This window comes from Enterobacter asburiae, from assembly GCF_008080435.1.
In the GTDB taxonomy this organism is placed as follows: Bacteria; Pseudomonadota; Gammaproteobacteria; order Enterobacterales; family Enterobacteriaceae; genus Enterobacter; species Enterobacter asburiae_C.
In genome coordinates this window covers 152,709-173,610 of sequence record NZ_VRKN01000006.1, presented here as the reverse complement: position 1 = coordinate 173,610, position 20,902 = coordinate 152,709, and the positions used below count along the sequence as shown (strand labels likewise).

Here is a 20,902-nt window from a genome sequence, read left to right as displayed (position 1 = left end):
AAGCACATTACAAGGCGCTACTGTACGGCAGAATATTCGAGCGCAGCATTTTCTGCGTACCCAGACCGTAGTTGGAACTCAGGCCGCGTAACTCGAAGTTAAAGCCAATCACGTTATCGTATTTGCTCTGATTGTTTTCACTGTTCCAGCCGTTAAGCTTACGTTCGTAGCCGACACGCAGCGCGTAACAGCAGGAGTTATATTGCAGACCCACCATCTGGTCAGCAGGTTTACTGGTGTTGGTGTCAAAGTAGTAAGCCCCTACGATTGACCAGCGGTCGGCGATTGGCCAACTCGCTGCACCACCCACCTGCGAAATACCGTCTTTATAGGGTTCTGAGCCAGCATAAGATGGCAATGTTGCCTGAATATATTCCGGGCTGGCGTAACGATACGTCAACTGCACCATACGGTCTTCATCGCGACGGTACTCAATTGCAGCACTGCTTGTGGCAATATTATCGAGACGAGTGTCATATTGCACACCACCGCGCAGACCCCAGCGGTCAGTCATACGCCAGTAAGTATCTCCCGCCCAAACCAGCGATCCCGTTTTGTTATCTTTCTCCCAGTTAATGTTGTCATCACCGGTGCGTGACTCGGTGAAATAGTAGATTTGACCAACAGAAACGTTAAAACGTTCAACAGCAGAATCATCATAAACACGTGTTGTGACGCCGGTCGTTAACTGGTTAGCGGACGCGATGCGGTCAAGACCGCCGTAAGTACGGTCACGGAACAGACCACTATAGTCAGATTGCAGTAAAGCAGAATCGTAGTTCTGAATTTTGCTCTGATCGCGATACGGCACGTACAGATACTGCATACGCGGTTCAAGCGTCTGGGTATAACCATCTGCCAACAAGGCCATATCACGCTCGAAGATCAGCTTGCCGTCCATTTTGAACTGCGGGAGCGTTCGGTTGACCGACTCTTCCAGATGAGCATTGTTAGTTGCGTTGTAATTATCAATATTTTTTTGCTGATAGTGAGTCGCCATCAGCTTGGCTTCGGTATTCAGGCTCGCCCAGTCGTTAGACCACGGCAGATTGATCGTCGGCTCAAGGTGAACACGCGTGGCTTCAGGCATGTCCGAATCCGTGTTAACGAAATGCACCGCCTGAGCGTAGACATGGGTGTCGAATGGACCCACATCATTCTGATACCAGTTAACGTCCAGCTGTGGCTCTGCCCCATATGTAGACGTGGACTGGTCAGAAAATACCTGGAATTGCTTGGTCGAGACGGTTGCGTCAAAGTTCTGTACCGCATAGCCTACGCTGAATTTCTGCGTGGCATAGCCATCGGTACTTGAGCCGTATTTGGACGAGAAGTCATTAAAATACGACGAATCGCTAACTTTGGTGTAGTCAACATTAAAGCGCCACACCTGATCCATCACCCCGGCATGCTGCCAGTAGAATAACCAGCGGTGCTTATCACCTTCGGTCGGATGCTCGTCCTGGAAGACTTTATCCGACGGCAGATAATCCAGCTCCATCAGACCCGCACCGGCATGGGTCAGATAGCGGAATTCGTTCTCCCACATGATGTTGCCGCGCTTGTGGATATAGTGCGGCGTGATCGTCGCATCCATGTTTGGCGCGATGTTCCAGTAATACGGCAGGTAGAACTCAAAGTAGTTCGTGGTGCTGTATTTGGCATTCGGGATCAGGAAACCGGAGCGACGTTTGTCACCCACGGGAAGTTGCAGATAAGGGCTGTAAAATATGGGTACCGGACCCAGCTTGAAGCGGGCGTTCCAGATCTCTGCGACCTGTTCTTCGCGGTCATGGATAACTTCGCTCCCGACCACGCTCCAGGTATTTGAACCTGGCAGACATGACGTGAACGTACCATTTTCCAGGATCGTATAGCGGTTTTCACCACGCTGTTTCATCAGGTCTGCGTCACCGCGCCCCTGGCGACCCACCATCTGGTAATCACCTTTCCAGACGTTAGTATCTTTGGTATTCAGGTTTGACCAAGCTTTCGGACCTTTCAGGATGACCTGATTGTCGTCATAGTGCACATTACCCAGCGCATCCACCGTTCGTACCGGCTCGGCCGCACCTTCCGGCTGCTTCTGGTGCAATTGCACTTCATCTGCCTGCAGGCGGCTATTGCCCTGGTTAATATCCACATTACCCGTAAACGTGGCATTGTCAGGATAGGTACCTTTTGAACTGTCGGCAGTAATGGTTACCGGCAAGCTATTTGTATCGCCACTCACCAGTGGGCGATTATAACTTGGGACGCCAAGCATACACTGCGAGGCGAGATCGGCCGCCAGCCCCTGTTGACTGTACAGGGCGGTGCCAATCATTGTGGCCAGGAGGGTGGGGATACGTTTTTTCATACGTTGTATTTTATTGTTCCGTCATCAGTGGCTACGGCTTACAAACGCTCAGAGACTATCTTACTCATCTGCGCAGTACCAGCGTTAATCCTGCCCGTTTGCGTGCCAGAGTGTTAGGCTCGCTATCGAATGACGAGTATGATAAAGCAAATTATAGGCGATGTCCTTCAATTGACCGTGACTTGAACACAGTGATGATGACGTTGCGTCGGCCAGGAATATGACTATCCGGGGAGTATATGCAGTATTGGGGTAAAATAATCGGCGTTGCGTTCGCCATCATCATGGGTGCCGGGTTCTGGGGGATTGTGCTTGGGCTTATTATCGGCCATATGTTTGATAAGGCGCGCAGCCGCAAAATGGCCTGGTTTGCCAATCAGCGCGAGCGTCAGTCACTCTTTTTCTCCACCACCTTTGAGGTCATGGGGCACTTAACCAAATCCAAAGGGCGTGTCACTGAAGCTGATATTCAGATTGCCAGCGTCTTTATGGATCGCATGAACCTGCATGGCGACTCCCGTCTGGAAGCGCAAAATGCGTTTCGCATCGGTAAATCGGATAATTATCCGCTTCGCGAAAAAATGCGTCAGTTCCGCAGCATCTGCTTTGGACGTTTTGATTTAATTCGGATGTTTCTGGAAATTCAAATCCAGGCGGCCTTCGCCGACGGTTCACTACACCCTAATGAACGTGATGTGCTGTACGTCATCGCGGAAGAGCTGGGCATCTCGCGTATGCAGTTCGACCAGTTTCTGCGCATGATGCAGGGTGGGGCGCAGTTTGGCGGCGGCTATCACCAGCAGTCGTCCGGCGGTGCGTGGCAGCAGACGCAGCGTGGTCCTACGCTGGAAGATGCCTGCAACGTGCTTGGCGTAAAGCCCTCTGACGATCAGACCACGATTAAACGTGCCTATCGTAAGCTCATGAGCGAGCATCATCCGGACAAACTGGTCGCGAAAGGCTTACCGCCGGAAATGATGGAGATGGCGAAGCAAAAAGCGCAGGAAATCCAGAAGGCGTACGAGCTTATTAAAGAGAAGAAAGGTTTCAAATAAGAGAAAGCCCGACGGTGTCGGGCTTTTTCTTTAGAAGTCTACCGGGGCTTTAAACGTCATCGCGTTACCGAAGGCCGGATGGGTGATGGTGAGCGTCTGCGCGTGCAGCTGCAGACGTGGCGCTAAGGCCAGCGCTTCAGGCGGAGCGTAAAATCGGTCGCCCAGAATCGGATGACCCAGCGCAAGCATATGCACGCGCAGCTGGTGTGAACGTCCGGTAATCGGCTTAAGCAGGACGCGCGCGGTATTATCCGGCGCGTACTCCAGCACTTCATACTCGGTTTGCGCGGCCTTGCCGGTTTCATAACACACCTTCTGCTTTGGCCGGTTCGGCCAGTCGCATATCAGCGGTAAATCCACCAGCCCTTCCGCCTGCGCGGGGTGGCCCCAGACGCGGGCGACATACTGCTTTTTCGGCTCGCGCTCGCGGAACTGGCGCTTTAACTCGCGTTCCGCCGCTTTATTCAGCGCCACCACAATCACGCCGCTGGTGGCCATATCCAGGCGATGGACAGACTCCGCCTGCGGATAATCGCGCTGGATGCGCGTCATCACGCTGTCTTTGTGCTCATCCAGACGCCCCGGCACGGACAACAGGCCGCTGGGCTTGTTGACCACCATAATGTGTTCATCCTGATACAGAATGACCAGCCAGGGATCCTGCGGCGGATTGTAAGGCTCCATCACCATCTTGCGCTCCGTTTACTGATGCGTCACAACGATAAGACGCAGGGCATCCAGACGCCAGCTTGCCTGGTTCAGGCTTTCCAGCACCTGCTGACGGTTGCTTTCAATCGCCGCCAGCTCGTCGTCACGGATGTTCGGGTTGACTGCTTTTAACGCTTCCAGACGGGACAGCTCCGCAGACAGTTTCTCGTCGGCTTCACTGCGCGCGGCGTCAATCAGCGCTCTGGCCGCTTTTTCAATCTGGGTTTCGCCCAGTTGCAGAATAGCGTGCACATCCTGCTGTACCGCGTTAACCAGCTTGCTGCCCGTATGACGGTTTACCGCGCTCAGCTGTCGGTTGAAACTCTCGAATTCAACCTGTCCCGCCAGGTTCGCGCCGTTTTTGTCCAGCAGCAGGCGGACGGGCGTTGGCGGCAGGAAGCGGGTGAGCTGCAACTGTTTCGGTGCCTGCGCTTCCACAACGTAGATCAGCTCCACCAGCAGGGTGCCCACTGGCAGCGCCTTATTTTTCAACAGGGAGATGGTGCTGCTGCCGGTATCGCCGGACAGGATCAGATCCAGACCGTTGCGGATCAGCGGGTGCTCCCAGGTGATAAACTGGGCATCTTCGCGGGACAGCGCCACATCACGCTCAAAGGTGATGGTACAGCCATCTTCCGGCAGGCCCGGGAAATCCGGAACCAGCATGTGATCGGACGGGGTCAGGACAATCAGGTTCTCGCCACGGTCGTCCTGGTTGATGCCGACGATGTCGAACAGGTTCATGGAGAAGCTGATCAGACTGGTGTCATCATCTTGTTCTTCAATGCTCTCGGCAAGCGCCTGCGCTTTTTCACCGCCGTTGGAGTGGATCTCCAGCAGGCGGTCGCGGCCCTGCTCCAGCTGCGCTTTCAGCGCGTCGTGCTTCTCACGGCAGGACTTGATCAGCTCATCAAACCCTTCCGCGGTTTCCGGTGCCGCCAGGTAACCGATCAGATCGCCATGCACCTGATCGTAAATGGTGCGGCCCGTCGGGCAGGTATGTTCAAACGCATCCAGACCTTCGTGGAACCAGCGTACCAGCACGGACTGCGCGGTTTTTTCCAGATACGGCACGTGGATCTGAATATCATGCGCCTGACCGATACGATCCAGACGACCGATACGCTGCTCCAGCAGATCCGGGTTAAACGGCAGATCGAACATCACCAGGTTGCTGGCGAACTGGAAGTTACGGCCTTCAGAGCCGATTTCCGAGCACAGCAGAACCTGTGCGCCGCTGTCCTCTTCCCCGAACCACGCCGCGGCGCGGTCGCGTTCAACGATGGACATGCCTTCGTGGAACACGGCGGCACGAATACCTTCGCGCTCGCGCAGGACCTGCTCCAGCTGCAGTGCGGTGGCCGCTTTGGCGCAGATCACCAGCACTTTCTGGGAGCGGTGCGCGGTCAGGTAGCCCATCAGCCACTCCACGCGCGGATCGAAGTTCCACCAGGTGCCGGTATCGCCTTCAAATTCCTGGTAGATTTGTTCCGGATAAAGCATGTCGCGGGCGCGCTCTTCCTGAGTTTTGCGCGCACCCATAATGCCGGAGACTTTAATCGCCGTCTGATACTGCGTCGGCAGCGGCAGCTTGATGGTGTGCAGCTCGCGTTTCGGGAAGCCTTTCACGCCATTACGGGTGTTTCGGAACAGCACGCGGCTGGTACCGTGGCGGTCCATCAGCATGTCGATCAGCTCTTGACGCGCGGATTCCGCGTTGTCGCTCTCGCTGTTCGCGGCCTGCAAAAGCGGCTCGATGTCCTGCTCGCCAATCAGATCGCTCAGGGTGTTGAGTTCGTCATTGGAAAGACGCTTGCCTGCCAGCAGCATGGCGACGGCATCCGCGACTGGACGGTAGTTATTCTGTTCTTCCACGAACTGCGCAAAGTCGTGGAAACGGTTTGGATCGAGCAGGCGCAAGCGGGCGAAGTGGCTTTCCAGACCCAGCTGCTCCGGCGTTGCGGTCAGCAGCAGAACGCCAGGCACGCGCTCGGCAAGCTGCTCGATAGCCATATATTCGCGGCTCGGCGCGTCTTCGCTCCAGACCAGATGGTGCGCTTCGTCAACGACCATAATGTCCCACTCGGCATCGCACAGGTGCTCAAGACGCTGCTTGCTGCGGCGCACGAAGTCCAGGGAGCAAATGACCAGCTGTTCGGTTTCAAACGGGTTGTCGGTATCGTGCTGCGCTTCGGCATAACGTTCGTCATCGAACAGAGAGAAACGCAGGTTGAAGCGGCGCAGCATCTCCACCAGCCATTGGTGCTGCAGGGTTTCTGGTACCACAATCAGCACGCGTTCGGCAGCGCCGGAAAGCAGCTGTTGATGCAGGATCATGCCCGCTTCGATGGTTTTACCCAGGCCCACTTCATCTGCCAGCAGCACGCGCGGCGCGTGACGACGGCCCACGTCATGGGCGATGTTCAACTGGTGGGGAATCAGGCTGGTGCGCTGGCCGCGCAGGCCGCTCCACGGCATGCGGTACTGTTCACTCTGGAACTTACGCGCGCGATAGCGCAGCGAGAAGCGATCCATACGGTCGATTTGCCCGGCAAACAGGCGGTCCTGCGGCTTACTGAACACCAGTTTGCTGTCGAGCAGCACTTCACGCAGGATGACATTGGCCTCATCGGTGTCCAGACGAGTCCCGATGTAGGCGAGCAGTCCATTCTCTTCTTTTACGTCTTCAATCTTGAGCTGCCAGCCGTCATGGCTGGTCACGGTGTCACCCGGATTAAACATCACGCGGGTCACAGGGGAGTCATTGCGAGCGTACAGACGGTTTTCACCGGTGGCAGGGAAGAGGAGGGTTACCATACGCGTATCGATTGCAACGACGGTTCCTAATCCAAGTTCGCTTTCTGTATCGCTGATCCAGCGTTGACCAAGTGTAAAAGGCATAGTTGTTCGGCTCTAATCTTTAATTGCAGGCAATAGTTCGACCCCCGTCAAAAAAGACGGTCATCGAAAAATGGGTCCGGGAATGGAAAGGGCGCTATGGTACTGGATGGCAGCCATTTCGTCACGCGTCAAAATAGGCCAAGTTGCCCTGTCACTAGTGTAGCAAAATCATCGTCGATGAAGGGCAAAATTCCGTCGGCAACCGGCTGAAGCTGACGCGTCAGATAGTGTTCGTAATCCAGAGGAGAATGCTGATAATCCACGGGTTCCGGGCCGCTAATGGTCCAGACGTATTTGATGGTTCCCCGGTTTTGATACTGCGGCGCGCGGCCACGGCGGACATTTTCTTCATCCGCAAGACGCGCGGCGCGTACGTGCGGAGGAACGTTACGCTGGTACTCCGCCAGCGGGCGGCGCAGGCGCTTGCGGTACACCAGCTGCGCGTCAAGTTCGCCCGCCATCAGGCTGGCTATCGTCTCGCGCACGTATTCCTGATACGGCTCATTGCGGAACACCCGCAGATAGAGCGTCTGCTGGAACTGCTGCGCCAGCGGCGTCCAGTCGGTACGCACCGTTTCCAGCCCTTTAAAAACCATCCGCTGCGCGTCGCCTTCCTGAATCAGCCCGGCGTAGCGCTTCTTGCTGCCCTGATCGGTACCGCGAATGGTGGGCATTAAAAAGCGGGCGAAATGGGTTTCAAATTCCAGCTCCAGCGCGCTGGTTAACCGCTCTTTCTGCAAATTTTCCTGCCACCAGTCGTTCACGAAGGCGACCAGCGCTTTGCCGATTTGCGCGGCGTCGGCTTCTGAATGTGGACCCTTAAGCCACACAAAGGTGGAGTCCGTGTCGCCGTAGATGACGTCATAGCCCCGGGACTCAATCAGCGCTTTGGTCTGGCGCATGATCTCGTGTCCGCGCATGGTGATCGAGGAGGCCAGACGCGGGTCGAAGAAGCGGCAGGCGCTGGTACCCAGCACGCCGTAAAAGGCGTTCATGATGATTTTCAGCGCCTGTGATAGCGGCTTATTGCCGTGGCGCTTGGCCTCATCGCGGCCGTGCCAGATGTTTCCCACAATTTCAGGCAGGCAGTGTTTTGCCCGCGAGAAGCGTGCACCGAGGAAGCCTTCGGTGCTGTGCTCACCATCCGGCTGGGCCATGCCCTCAACCAGCCCGACGGGATCGATCAGGAAGGTGCGGATAATCGACGGGTACAGGCTTTTGTAGTCGAGGACCAGAACCGAGTCGTATAACCCCGGACGCGAATCCATGACATATCCGCCGGGGCTCGCCTGCGGCGGCACGTCTCCGAGATTGGGGGCGACGTATCCTGCCCGGTGCATCCGTGGAAAATAGAGGTGGCTAAAGGCAGCAACCGATCCACCGTGCCTGTCGACCGCAAGACCGTTCACCGTCGCGCGCTCCAGCAGGAACGGCATGATCTCGGTTTTGTGGAATATCTGCGTGACCAGCTCGCAGTCTTTCAGGTTATAGGTGGCGAGCGCCGGTTTGTCTTCGTTAAAGCGCCGGTCGATCTCATCCATTCTGTCCCAGGGGTTGTCGATGGATTTACCCTCGCCAAGCAGCTCCTGCGCGACCGCTTCAAGGGAGAATGAAGAGAAGTTCCAGAAGGCGGATTTTAGCGCCTCAATGCCGTCGATAATCAGGCGACCGTTAGCCTGCGCGAAGAAAACGCCGTTCTTAAAACCGTGTTCGCGCCATTCCAGCTCGCTGTTTCCGCGCCCCAGCATCAGCGGGATGCGGTAGCGCTCGGCGTGCTTTTGCAGCACGCGCAGGTCGAACTGCACCACGTTCCAGCCGATCAGGACGTCGGGATCGTAGTCGGCAAACCACTGATTAAGCTTCTCCAGCAGCTGCGGGCGGCTGCTGACGTACTCAAGCCGGAAATCCAGCGCGGAGGCATCGCCATTCGGCGGCCCGAGCATATAGACAACCCGATCGCCGCAGCCTTCCAGGCCAATGCAGTACAGCTCGCCGTGACGGGTGGTTTCGATATCCAGTGATACCCACTTCAGCGGTGGGCGATAGTGCGGATTGGGCTTCAGGCGAGCCTTAATGAGGCTGCCGTTTTGCTCAGCGCCATCGACCCAGACGGGGGCGGTAATAAACCGCTCCATCAGAAAGCGTTCCGGTGGGCGGATATCGGCTTCGTAGAGCGTCACGCCCGCCTCGCGGAGCAGTTTTTCATAGCGCATCAGCTGACGATGGGCGCGACAGTAGAGGCCGTAAACCGGCTGGCGGTGGAAATCTTTCAGTTCAAGCGGGGTGATGCGCCAGCCGTTTTCGCCGCGCAGCAGCTGCTTCACCTTCTCGACGTGGGCTTCAGGAATAAAGGCCACGGATTCCTGCGGGGGCAGCGTAACGTGTAGCGGACCGTTATCGGTTGCCAGCCAGAACGCGACCTCGGTACCCTGAGGGGTATCCCGCCAGTGTCGGGTCAGTAAAAAACCTTCTTGCGCCTGCGCCACGCCGTTATCCCATAAAACAAAACCAGGCCTGATTATAGCCTGGTTGAGGGGTGTTTGCTGGGGTTTTATACAGTGCTGGTTTTGCCGGATGGCGCTGCGCTTATCCGGCCTACAGGTTCCGTAGGCCCGGTAAGCGCAGCGCCACCGGGCGATGAGCTACTGCCCGTAATACGCCTTCGCACCGTGCTTGCGCAGGTAATGCTTATCCAGCAGGGTTTGCTGCATATCCGGCAGCTGCGGCGCCAGCTGGCGACAGAAGATCCCCATATAGGCCACCTCTTCGAGGACGATAGCGTTATGCACCGCGTCTTCTGCGTTTTTACCCCAGGCAAACGGGCCGTGGGAGTGCACCAGCACGCCGGGCATTTGCGCCGCGTCGATCCCCTGTTTTTCGAAGGTTTCAACAATCACGTTGCCGGTTTCCCACTCGTACTCACCGTTAATCTCCGCATCGGTCATCAGACGCGTGCAGGGAATGGTGCCGTAAAAGTAGTCCGCGTGGGTGGTGCCAGTCGCCGGGATGGACTGGCCCGCCTGCGCCCAGATGGTCGCATGGCGCGAATGGGTATGCACAATGCCGCCGATGGTCGGGAATGCCTGATACAGCAGGCGGTGGGTGGGCGTATCGGAGGAGGGCTTTTTGTTGCCTTCAACCACTTCACCCGTTTCGATGCTGACCACCACCATGTCTTCTGCGGTCATCATTGTGTAATCCACGCCGGAAGGCTTAATCACGAACACGCCTTTTTCCCGGTCAACGGCGCTGACGTTGCCCCAGGTCAGGGTCACCAGATTATGTTTCGGCAGCGCCAGGTTGGCTTCGAGCACCTGACGTTTGAGATCGTCTAACATTGTTATCTCCTGCCGGATGGCGCTGCGCTTATCCGGCCTACAAAACCGTAGGCCCGGTAAACGCAGTACCACCGGGCATTCAGGGCTTAGCGTTTTGAACCGTAATAGACTTCGTTCCAGCGCAGCGCGTCTTTAAAGGCGGGCAGGCGGGTATCGTTATCAATGACGGTCAGCTCGATATCGTGCAGCTCGGCGAACTGACGCATGTCGTTCAGATCCAGCGCATGGCTGAACACGGTGTGGTGCGCGCCGCCGGCCAGGATCCAGGCCTCTGATGCGGTTGGCAGGTCTGGCTGCGCTTTCCACAGGGCGTTGGCTACCGGCAGTTTCGGCAGGGAGTGCGGCGTTTCTACCGCATCGACGCAGTTCACCAGCAGGCGGAAACGATCGCCCAGATCGATCAGGCTGGCGTTGATGGCCGGGCCCGTACGGGTGTTGAAGATCAGACGTGCCGGATCCGCTTTACCGCCGATGCCGAGATACTGCACGTCGAGGAGCGGTTTCTCTTCGACGGCGATAGAAGGGCACACTTCCAGCATGTGCGAGCCGAGCACCAGGTCGTTGCCGTTTTCGAAGTGGTAGGTGTAATCCTCCATAAAGGAGGTGCCGCCCTGCAGACCGGTCGACATCACCTTCATGATGCGAAGCAGAGCGGCAGTTTTCCAGTCGCCTTCGCCCGCAAAGCCGTAGCCCTGCTGCATCAGACGTTGTACTGCCAGACCCGGCAGCTGTTTCAGGCCGTGGAGGTCTTCAAAGGTGGTGGTAAAGGCGTGGAAACCACCCTGTTCCAGGAAGCGCTTCATGCCCAGCTCGATGCGCGCCGCGTCCAGCACGTTCTGGCGCTTGTCGCCGTTGATTTGTGCCGCTGGCGTCAGGCGGTAGCTGCTTTCGTACTCGTCCACCAGCGCGCTCACGTCGCCGTCGCTGATTTCATTCACCACCTGCACCAGGTCGCCCACGGCCCAGGTATTCACCGAGAAGCCGAACTTGATCTGCGCGGCCACTTTGTCGCCGTCGGTGACCGCCACTTCACGCATGTTGTCACCGAAACGCACCACTTTCAGGTGGCGGGTGTCCTGCTTAGAGACCGCCTGACGCATCCAGGAGCCGATACGTTGTTGCGCCTTGCCATCCTGCCAGTGGCCGGTGACCACCGCGTGCTGCTGACGCATACGCGCGCCGATGAAGCCGAACTCGCGGCCGCCGTGTGCGGTCTGGTTCAGGTTCATAAAGTCCATGTCGATGCTGTCCCACGGCAGGGAGGCGTTGAACTGGGTATGGAACTGCAGCAGCGGTTTGTTGAGGATAGACAGACCGTTGATCCACATTTTTGCTGGCGAGAAGGTGTGCAGCCACACCACCAGACCTGCGCATTTATCGTCGTAGTTGGCGTCGCGGCAGATATGGGTGATCTCATCCGGCGTGGTGCCCAGCGGTTTCAGCACCAGTTTGCACGGCAGTTTAGCTTCCGCGTTCAGCGCGTTAACGACGTGCTCCGCATGTTTCGTCACCTGCTGCAGCGCTTCCGGTCCGTACAGATGCTGGCTGCCAATCACAAACCACACTTCATAGTTATTAAAAATGGTCATCATCGTGTCCTTAATGGGTCAGGGTTGCCGTGGTGTCCGCGGTGCTTTTGGCCGGGGCGGCGACAGGGAGATAGTGAAGTTCGGCGCTTTTTGCCCATTGCTGGTAGCGCTGATAAAGTTGTTCAAAGCGTTGTGCCTGCTGGGCACGCGGCTGGAGCGTATTTTCGACGGCACTTGCCATATGCTGCTGCGCGACCGGAATATCGGCATGCACGCCTGCGGCCACGGCAGCGAAAATCGCCGCGCCCAGCGCACAGCACTGATCGGAGGCCACAATCTGTAGCGGACGGTTCAGCACGTCGCAGCAGGCCTGCATGATCACCGGGTTTTTACGGGCGATACCGCCCAGCGCCATCACGTTATTCACGTCAATGCCTTGCTCGGTGAAGCACTCCATAATGGCGCGCGCACCGAAGGCGGTAGCGGCAATCAGGCCGCCAAACAGCGCCGGGGCGTCGGTTGCTAGGTTGAGATCCGCGATCACCCCTTTCAGACGCTGGTTCGCAAACGGCGTACGGCGGCCGTTAAACCAGTCAAGTACCACCGGGAGGTGGTCGAGCGACGGATTTTTTGCCCAGGCTTCAGTCAACTGAGGCAGAAGCTGTTTTTTGCTTTCGGCAATCTGGCTTTTCAGTTCAGGATGCGCTGCCGCCAGCTGATCCAGCGGCCAGCCCAGCACGCGGCCAAACCAGGCATAGATATCGCCAAACGCGGACTGACCCGCTTCGAGGCCGATAAAGTCCGGTACCACGCTGCCGTCCACCTGGCCACAAATGCCTTTTACCGCACGGTCACCGACGGTGGTTTTATCCGCCGTCAGAATGTCGCAGGTTGATGTGCCGATGACTTTCACCAGCGTATTGGGCTGTGCACCCGCGCCCACAGCACCCATATGGCAGTCAAAGGCGCCGCCGGAGATGGCCACGTTCTGCGGCAGGCCGAGACGCGTCGCCCACTCTTCGCAGAGGGTGCCGACGGGAATATCGGCGGTGAAGGTGTCGGTAAACAGCGGGTATGTCAGGCTCTTGTTGAGGATCGGGTCGAGCTCATCGAAGAACGCGGCCGGAGGCAGGCCGCCCCAGCTTTCATGCCACAGGGATTTATGCCCGGCGCTGCAGCGACCGCGGCGGATATCCTGTGGACGCGTGGTGCCGGAGAGCAGGGCAGGCACCCAGTCGCACAGCTCAACCCATGACGCCGCAGCCTGCGCGACGGAAGCATCGGCACGGGTGACGTGGAGGATCTTGGCCCAGAACCATTCACTGGAATAAATCCCGCCGATGTAGCGTGAATAGTCGGTTTTGCCCGGCTGATGGCACAAGCGGGTGATGGCTTCGGCTTCTTCCACGGCGGTATGGTCTTTCCACAGCACGAACATGGCATTCGGGTTGTCGGCAAACTCCGGGCGCAGCGCCAGCACGCGGCCTTCGGCATCCACAGGGGCAGGCGTGGAGCCGGTGCTGTCGACGCCAATTCCGACAATCTCAGCCCGCTGGGCGTCCGTCAGTTCAGCGAGGACGGTTTTGATCGCCGCTTCCATCGACTCGATATAGTCACGCGGGTGGTGGCGGAACTGGTTGTTTGGCGCATCACAGTAGCGCCCCTCTTGCCAGCGCGGGTACCACTCAACGCTGGTTGCTATCTCCTGGCCGGACGTACAGTCCACTGCCAGCGCGCGAACTGAATCGCTGCCAAAATCGAGGCCAATCGCAATTGCCATGGTGTTGCTCCATCGAAAAAACAGGTATGGAAGAACATTAGAGACTGGGGACAAAAGTCGTCAGGCAGGATCCGCTAATCTTATGGACTAAATTGCTGTTACAACGGAAAGTGTGACGCCGTGCAAATATTCAATGTGGACATTTCTGCCGTACTTATAGACACTTTTGTTACTGGTTATCTGCCTGCTCTGGCGGAGAAATCAGGGGGAAAGGCTGAAACATGGCGGACGTAAAAGCGGCGTGATGCTTTTTGGATCTTTTCGCGGGCCATTTTTAACCTGCTTTTAATGATATGGACAATTGGTTTCCTTCAGGACCCTTGGGAGAACTGAATCTATGGCCGAAACGCAAAACGATCCCCTGCTGCCGGGATACTCGTTTAACGCGCACCTTGTGGCGGGACTGACCCCTATCGAGGCTGAGGGATATCTCGACTTTTACGTCGACCGACCGCTCGGGATGAAAGGGTATATCCTCAACCTGACCGTGCGAGGGGAAGGGATCATCAAGAACGGTGACCAGCAGTTTGTCTGCCGCCCGGGCGATATCCTGCTGTTCCCGCCGGGAGAGATCCACCACTATGGCCGTCATCCGGATGCCAAAGAGTGGTATCACCAGTGGGTCTACTTCCGTCCGCGCGCCTACTGGCAGGAGTGGCTTTCCTGGCCGGCTATTTTTGCGCACACCGGTTTTTATCGTCCGGATGAGGTTCATCTGGCGCAGTTTCGCGAGCTTTTTGCGCAGATTATCGAGGCGGGACAGGCTGGCGGGCGCTACGCCGAACTGCTGGCGATTAACCTGCTCGAACAGCTGCTGCTGCGACGGATGGAGGCGATCAACGAGTCGCTTAACCCGCCTCTGGATAACCGCGTGCGCGACGCCTGCCAGTACATCAGCGACCACCTGGCCGATAGTCAGTTTGATATCGCCAGCGTTGCGCAGCACGTTTGCCTGTCGCCGTCGCGGCTGTCGCATCTTTTCCGCCAGCAGCTGGGCGTCAGCGTTTTGAGCTGGCGCGAGGATCAGCGCATCAGCCAGGCGAAGCTGCTGCTCAGCACCACCCGGATGCCGATCGCCACCGTGGGGCGTAACGTGGGCTTTGAGGATCAGCTCTATTTCTCCCGGGTATTTAAAAAATGTACCGGCGCCAGCCCGAGTGAATTCCGCGCGGGATGTGAATAAACGGTAAACATTCAGGTGAACTTCTGGAGCATCTTGTAAACTATTCAGACAATTGATGCCTTGACGCGGTGCGGGGCGCTAAGCAGAATCGCTGATTCGTTTTCTGACCGGAATAGTTATGCAGGCATTGCTGGAACACTTTATTACCCAGTCCGTTATGTACTCGCTCATCGCCGTGGCGCTGGTGGCGTTTCTGGAATCGCTGGCGCTGGTTGGGCTGATCCTGCCCGGCACCGTGATGATGGCAGGGCTTGGCGCGCTGATTGGCAGCGGCGAGGTTAATTTCTGGCAGGCGTGGCTGGCCGGGATTATCGGCTGCCTGCTGGGCGACTGGATCTCCTTCTGGCTGGGCTGGCGCTTTAAGAAGCCGCTGCACCGCTGGTCGTTCATGAAAAAGAACAAAGCCCTGCTGGATAAAACCGAGCATGCGCTGCATCAGCACAGCATGTTTACCATTCTCGTCGGCCGCTTTGTCGGACCAACGCGTCCGCTGGTGCCGATGGTGGCGGGAATGCTGGATCTGCCTGTCGCGAAATTCGTGGTGCCGAACATTATCGGCTGCGTCTTCTGGCCGCCGTTCTACTTCCTGCCTGGTATCCTTGCGGGCGCAGCCATTGATATTCCTGACGGTATGCAAAGCGGCGAGTTTAAGTGGCTGCTGCTGGGGACGGCTGTGCTGCTGTGGCTGGCGGCATGGCTGTGCTGGCGACTGTGGCGCAGCGGGAAAGCGAATATCGATCGTCTAACGCGCTATCTCCCGCGTACTCGCCTGCTCTGGCTGGCCCCGCTGACGCTGGGGGTTGCGGTTGTAGCGCTGGTGGCGCTGATTCGCCACCCGCTGATGCCGGTGTACGGTGAGATTTTATTAAAACTGGTCAGCCGTTAAGGACTATTTCCCTCTCCCCCTGGGAGAGGGCCAGGGTGAGGGCATCAGATCGCACGAATGCCCAACAGTGAAGACGCTCCCGCCTTACCACTCAGCAGTTCTTCTGTTTTTCCATCCCACAAAATACGTCCCTCCGCGATCACCACCGATCGCGGCGCGATGCGCGCAGCGTCTTCAATGCTGTGCGACACCATCAGCATCGTCAACTGCTGGCGCTGACAGACGTCCTGCACCAGCGCCAGCATCTCCAGGCGCAGCGCGGGATCGAGCGCCGAGAACGGCTCATCCAGCAGCAGGATCGGCTGCTCGCGCACCAGACAACGCGCCAGCGCCACGCGCTGACGCTGGCCGCCGGAAAGCTCGCCCGGCAGCCTGTCGATGAACTCAGCGATCCCCATCTGCCCGGCAATGTTCTCCAGCTTCTGGCGCTGGGCATCGTTCAGCCTGAGTCCCGGATGCATTCCCAGCGCGATGTTTTGCCGCACCGTCAGATGGGTAAACAGGTTGTTTTCCTGAAACAGCATTGAGACCGGACGTTTTGCGGGCGGCGTGTGGGTATGATCGTGATTTTCAATGACGATCGCGCCGCTTGCCGGTTGCAGAAAACCCGCAATCAAATTAAGCAGCGTGCTTTTTCCCGCGCCGCTTGGGCCAAGCACCGCGATCATCTCCCCCTGGCGCACGGAGAGCGTGAAGCGCATCGGCAGATGCTGGTAAAGCCAGGTTACATCAGTCAGTTTTAACATCACGCCCCGGAAGTTTTTCGATAACGGTAAATAAGGCAAAGCACAGCAGCAGCAGTAACAGCGCGGTTACCGCGCCGTCCTGACTGCGATAAGAGCCGATTTGCTGATAGAGCCAGTATGGCAGCGTGCGGAAATCGTCATTGCCAAATAGCGCAACAACCCCAAAATCACCTATCGAGAGCACGCAGGCAAATGCCAGCGCCTGCGCCAGGGGGCGCTTTAGCGCGCGGAGTTCGACCACCTTCAGCCGCTGCCAGCCTTGCATGCCCAGCGACTGGCACAGCAAACCGTAGCGGCTATTGACGTCGCGCATCGGGTTTTCCAGCACTTTGAGCGCGTAAGGAATGGCCATCAGGGCGTTGGTGAAAATCACAATGCCATCGGCTCTTTCCGGCAGGCCGATGGTGCTGTTGAACAATAAAAAGAAGCCCGTCGCCAGCACGATGCCCGGCATCGCCAGAATCAGCATGCCCGTCAGCTCCAGCGCCTGTCCGGCCTTTTGGGCCTGCCGGGCATAGAGTTCACGGCTGCTCCACAGCAGCATCATGGTCAGTATGACGCACAGTAACCCAGCCGCCAGTGCGATACGCAGTGAGGTCCAGGTCGCCTGCCAGAGGATGGGCTGTTGCAGGACGGATATAAGATTGAGGTTCAGTCCGTCAACGATAACGGCCATCAGCGGCGGCAGCAGTAGCAGGAGCGCCAGCGCGATCAGGATAAAATCGGTGACGCGGCTGTGCAGGCTATCCTGCGGATCGCGCCAGCCGGTTATTTGATTGCTGCCAGCGGGAATGGCTTTACTCAGCCGCTGGCTCAACAGCACCAGCGCAAGACAGCACGCCATCTGCACCATCGCCAGCAGCGCGGCGCGACCGGGATCGTAGTCGTAGCTTAAGGCCTGGTAAATCGCCAGCTCAATGGTGGTGGCCTGCGGCCCGCCGCCGAGCGACAGCACGGTGGCAAAGCTGGCAAAGCAGAGCATGAAGATTAACGCCGCGACGGGCGGGATCTGGCGGCGCAGCCACGGCCATTCGACAAAGCGGAAGAACGACACGCCGCGCATGCCGAGCTGGGCGGCAACCTGACGCTGTTCGCCGGGAATGTTTTCCAGCGCTTGTAAAAAAAGACGCGTTGCCATCGGCATATTGAAAAAGACGTGCGCCAGCAGAATGCCCTGCAGTCCGTAAGGCGAGAATGACCATTCCAGACCAAGCTGGCCGAACAGCGAAGCCAGCCAGCCCTGACGGCCGTAAACGCTCAGAATACCAAAAACGGCCACCAGCACGGGCAGGATCAGCGTCATAGCGCAGAGGCGCAGCAGTGCCAGCCTGCCGGGGAAACGCCGCCGATACAGTGCGCGCGCCAGAAAAATGGCCGGGATCACCGACAGCAAGGCAGAAAGCGATGCCTGCCAGAAGGAGAACCGGATAACGTGCCAGAGGTAGCTGTCGTGCCAGAGGGCGAGCAGGTCACTCTCTGGCGCGTTGAACCACAGTGCAAGAAAAGCCCCCAGGCTGACCACCACCATCACTACGGCGGCGAGCAGCCCGGGCAGTAACCAGCCGGGAATCAACGGCTGACGGCGCGTTGCCATTCACTGACCCATGCTGCACGCTGCGCGGCGACCTGCTGAGGCGTAAACTCCAGCGAGGTTGTTGGTTTAGTCAACTGCTCGAAACCTGCGGGCAGCGCAACGCTGGTGACCGGATACATCCAGTTGCCCGCAGGAATGGCATTCTGGAACGCCGGTGAAACCATGAACTTCAGGAACTTCTCAGCCAGCTCCGGCTGTTTGCTGGCGGCGGTACGCGCGGCGACTTCCACCTGCAGATAGTGCCCTTCAGCAAAATCAGCGGCAGCATAGTTATCTTTCTTCTCGGCGATAATGTGGTAGGCCGGAGAAGTGGTGTAGCTCAGCACCAGGTCGCTTTCGCCTTTGAGGAACAGGCCATAGGCTTCGCTCCAGCCCTTGGTCACGGTGACGGTTTTGGCCGCAAGTTTCTGCCACGCTTCCGGTGCTTTATCCCCGTAGACCTTTTGCATCCACAGCAGCAGGCCCAGGCCTGGCGTGCTGGTACGCGGATCTTCATAAATCACGCGCCATTTCTGATCGCTTTCCACCAGCTCTTTCAGGCTCTTCGGCGGGTTTTTCAGCTTATTTTTGTCGTAAACAAAAGCAAAGTAGCCATAGTCAAATGGCACAAAGGTGTCGTTTTTCCAGCCGCCCGGCACGTTAACGGCATCTGCCGCGACGCCGCTTTTGGCAAACAGTTTGGTTTGCGAGGCAGCTTCCAGCAGGTTGTTATCCAGCCCGAGCACCACGTCGGCTTTGCTGTTTTTACCTTCCATGCGCAGACGGTTGAGCAGCGAAACGCCATCTTCCAGCGCCACGAACTTCAGCTCGCAGTTACAGTCAGCTTCAAAGGCTTTTTTGACTACCGGGCCAGGGCCCCAGTCGGCAGAGAAGGAGTCATAGGTGTAGACCGTCAGGACGGGCTTGGCAAAAGCAGGCAGCGCAAACAGCGCCAGCAGGGGGAGAACTTTTTTTAACACTTTGCACCTCAAAGTTGAGTGGCAAAGGATTTTGAGCGACAGCCTCAAATCCCTTCGCCGGCGTTATCCGGATCAGGTTCGACGGGTATTATCTCAGCGCACATCTGTGATGCAGCACCCCGTTGAGAACGGCGCTATTGTAATGATTTGGTGAATATTACGAAAGCGTTATGGCCCCGGCGGCGCAAACCAGGCGGATTTAAAATCAAACCAGCCCAGGGTATTCATCCGCAGGCCGCGCATGCTGCGCTGGCCCTGGATCATCAGCCAGTGGTGGATCAACGGGACGATCGCCTGCTCGGCCAGCAGCTGCTGGCACCATGCGGCAAGATTCATTTCGCCCGCACGCCACTGGGCGGCATCCTGCTGCCAGTCACGGTCGATGCAGTGCTGGATGAGAGGAACTTCATACAAATGCGAGAAAAGGGAAAAATCGAGCGGCAGGGTAAAGTTGGCGCTGTTGAGCCAGATATCACTGGCGATCTCCCCCTGATGCCATTCGTCATAGTCCACTTCCCTGACCTCCAGCCTGACCCCCTCGGCTGCCAGCAGTCGGGTCATGATTCTGGCAATAAAACGATGCTCCACGTGCTCGCGGTAGTAGGTCAGGGTGATGGACTCCAGCCCTGCGGGTTTGTCGCAGTGCACCGGGCGGGCGTGGTGCCAGCGGGGAAGCAGGCCGTACGCCGGAAACCAGTATGTCTGGTACTGCTCTTCCGCATGGTAAATCAGATTAGAAGGGGACAAGGCGTGGCTGACCCACTTGCGGACGGCCTGGTTTGCCCCACGGTGGGTGCGACGGTCAAAGAGGAGATAATAACATCCCTCCTCCAGGCGGCTCTCCACGGCCTTTTCTCCGGTGGTGGGGCCTTCAAGCGTCAGCCCGCAGCTCAGGTCTTCATTGAGATCCGGTAATACCCACACGTTCACTTCGTCGATCAGCGCCCGATAGCCAAAGTAGTCATCGAACGCGCGGATTTTCAGCTGGTTGCTGTTATTGCGGGAGACGGAGTAGGGCCCGGTGCCAATTGGCAGGCTGGCAAAATTGTTCAATGTTTCCCACTCGCCGGGCAAAATCATCGACGGCACATAGCCCAGCAGCCAGGGAAGCCACTTATCCTGCTGCGACAGCTCAATATCCAGCGTCCAGGCCGTGGGGGAGTGGACGCGGGAGATATGCGAGTAGAGCGGGAGCTTGCGGACGCGTTCCAGAGAGGCGATGACGTCGTGCATTTCCAGCTCGCGACCGTGGTGAAAGTGGATGCCGGGGCGTAAGAAAAAGCGCCAGTGAAGCGGGGAAACCTGCTGCCAGTGGTGCGCGATATCCGCCTCCAGTTCCCCGTTTTCCTCATTTATGCGTGTCAGGCCGCTGAAGATTTGTCGGGCCATATGGGTTTCTGAGCGGCGTAAGGCCGTGCCAGGCAATAGATTTTTCATTGGGCGGTAGTAAAGCACTCGCAGAATATGGCGACCCTGACGAAAGCTGCGTCCCAGATGAGATACCAGCATCTGGCGCACGGCGGCCTTGTCGCCCACCAGCTGTACCAGCTGATCGATGCGGTCCTGCTCGAGCAGATCTTCTGCACGCTGCTGCTGCAACGCCAGCCCGGTATAGAGAAAGGTCAATCGCGAGCGTTTGCCGCGTCCCGCCTCCGCTTCCCAGCTTAACCAGCCCTGTTGCTGCATGGTGTTGAGCAGCGTGCGCATATGGCGGCGGGAGCAGCTAAGCAGGTCAGCCAGCTCGTTGAGCGTGGTCTCCTGCGATTGCCCCTCGCAGCACTGCCAGAGGCGGATAAACTGTTGTTGCAGACGACCGGAAGGCATAAAAGGGGAACTCCTGACAAAAAACCAGCAATTTATTTAT

General features: G+C 57.6%; 14 protein-coding genes and 1 riboswitch. Of the genes, 3 read left to right on the top strand and 11 right to left on the bottom strand.

Translation table 11 applies throughout. The features are described 5' to 3' along the window. Nucleotides 1–7: 7 nt before the first annotated feature. Complete coding sequence (lptD, locus tag FU672_RS13835) at nucleotides 8–2,359, bottom strand: LPS assembly protein LptD (protein ID WP_148243650.1); 2,352 nt, start codon at nucleotides 2,357–2,359, stop codon at nucleotides 8–10. Nucleotides 2,360–2,598: 239 nt separating this feature from the next. On the opposite strand from lptD, the gene djlA reads away from it, so the two are divergent. Beyond that, nucleotides 2,599–3,414 (top strand): co-chaperone DjlA, encoded by an 816-nt coding sequence (djlA, locus tag FU672_RS13830; protein ID WP_148243649.1) that lies wholly within the window; start codon nucleotides 2,599–2,601, stop codon nucleotides 3,412–3,414. A 30-nt stretch (nucleotides 3,415–3,444) separates the two neighbouring features. On the opposite strand, the gene rluA is transcribed toward djlA, so the two are convergent. The 6 genes from rluA to araB form a co-directional block, all read right to left on the bottom strand. Then, complete coding sequence (gene rluA, locus FU672_RS13825) at nucleotides 3,445–4,104, bottom strand: bifunctional tRNA pseudouridine(32) synthase/23S rRNA pseudouridine(746) synthase RluA (protein WP_008502014.1); 660 nt, start codon at nucleotides 4,102–4,104, stop codon at nucleotides 3,445–3,447. A gap of 12 nt (nucleotides 4,105–4,116) precedes the next feature. After that, nucleotides 4,117–7,023 carry an RNA polymerase-associated protein RapA gene (gene rapA, locus FU672_RS13820; protein WP_148243648.1) on the bottom strand — a complete coding sequence of 969 codons (2,907 nt, stop codon included), beginning with the start codon at nucleotides 7,021–7,023 and terminating at the stop codon, nucleotides 4,117–4,119. Nucleotides 7,024–7,151: 128 nt separating this feature from the next. Next, entirely contained in the window at nucleotides 7,152–9,509 is a 2,358-nt protein-coding gene (polB, locus tag FU672_RS13815) for a DNA polymerase II (protein WP_148243647.1), read from the bottom strand. A 156-nt stretch (nucleotides 9,510–9,665) separates the two neighbouring features. Further along, a complete protein-coding gene (gene araD, locus FU672_RS13810) occupies nucleotides 9,666–10,361 on the bottom strand; it encodes an L-ribulose-5-phosphate 4-epimerase (protein WP_148243646.1) in 696 nt (231 codons plus the stop codon). A gap of 86 nt (nucleotides 10,362–10,447) precedes the next feature. After that, nucleotides 10,448–11,950 carry an L-arabinose isomerase gene (araA, locus tag FU672_RS13805; protein WP_148243745.1) on the bottom strand — a complete coding sequence of 501 codons (1,503 nt, stop codon included), beginning with the start codon at nucleotides 11,948–11,950 and terminating at the stop codon, nucleotides 10,448–10,450. Nucleotides 11,951–11,960: 10 nt separating this feature from the next. Then, on the bottom strand, nucleotides 11,961–13,670 hold the full coding sequence (gene araB, locus FU672_RS13800; protein ID WP_148243645.1) for a ribulokinase: 1,710 nt from the start codon (nucleotides 13,668–13,670) through the stop codon (nucleotides 11,961–11,963). Nucleotides 13,671–14,007: 337 nt separating this feature from the next. Between araB and araC the strand changes: the two genes are divergently transcribed. Next, the gene (araC, locus tag FU672_RS13795) at nucleotides 14,008–14,853 is read left to right on the top strand and encodes an arabinose operon transcriptional regulator AraC (protein WP_023310373.1); all 846 of its coding nucleotides are present in this window, start codon (nucleotides 14,008–14,010) and stop codon (nucleotides 14,851–14,853) included. 118 nt (nucleotides 14,854–14,971) lie between these two features. Then, a complete protein-coding gene (locus tag FU672_RS13790; RefSeq protein ID WP_148243644.1) occupies nucleotides 14,972–15,739 on the top strand; it encodes a DedA family protein in 768 nt (255 codons plus the stop codon). 44 nt (nucleotides 15,740–15,783) lie between these two features. Here FU672_RS13790 and thiQ read toward each other — a convergent pair whose 3' ends face one another. The 4 genes from thiQ to sgrR form a co-directional block, all read right to left on the bottom strand. Further along, complete coding sequence (thiQ, locus tag FU672_RS13785) at nucleotides 15,784–16,485, bottom strand: thiamine ABC transporter ATP-binding protein ThiQ (RefSeq protein WP_148243643.1); 702 nt, start codon at nucleotides 16,483–16,485, stop codon at nucleotides 15,784–15,786. Continuing rightward, nucleotides 16,469–18,079 (bottom strand): thiamine/thiamine pyrophosphate ABC transporter permease ThiP, encoded by a 1,611-nt coding sequence (thiP, locus tag FU672_RS13780; RefSeq protein WP_148243642.1) that lies wholly within the window; start codon nucleotides 18,077–18,079, stop codon nucleotides 16,469–16,471. Before thiP ends, thiQ begins: the two co-directional genes overlap by 17 nt. Next, nucleotides 18,055–19,038: a thiamine ABC transporter substrate binding subunit gene (gene thiB / locus FU672_RS13775; protein WP_148243641.1), complete on the bottom strand. Its 984-nt coding sequence runs from the start codon at nucleotides 19,036–19,038 to the stop codon at nucleotides 18,055–18,057. Before thiB ends, thiP begins: the two co-directional genes overlap by 25 nt. 31 nt (nucleotides 19,039–19,069) lie before the next feature. Continuing rightward, nucleotides 19,070–19,170, bottom strand: a riboswitch (TPP riboswitch). A 36-nt stretch (nucleotides 19,171–19,206) separates the two neighbouring features. After that, a complete protein-coding gene (sgrR, locus tag FU672_RS13770) occupies nucleotides 19,207–20,862 on the bottom strand; it encodes an HTH-type transcriptional regulator SgrR (RefSeq protein WP_148243640.1) in 1,656 nt (551 codons plus the stop codon). Nucleotides 20,863–20,902: the final 40 nt, after the last annotated feature.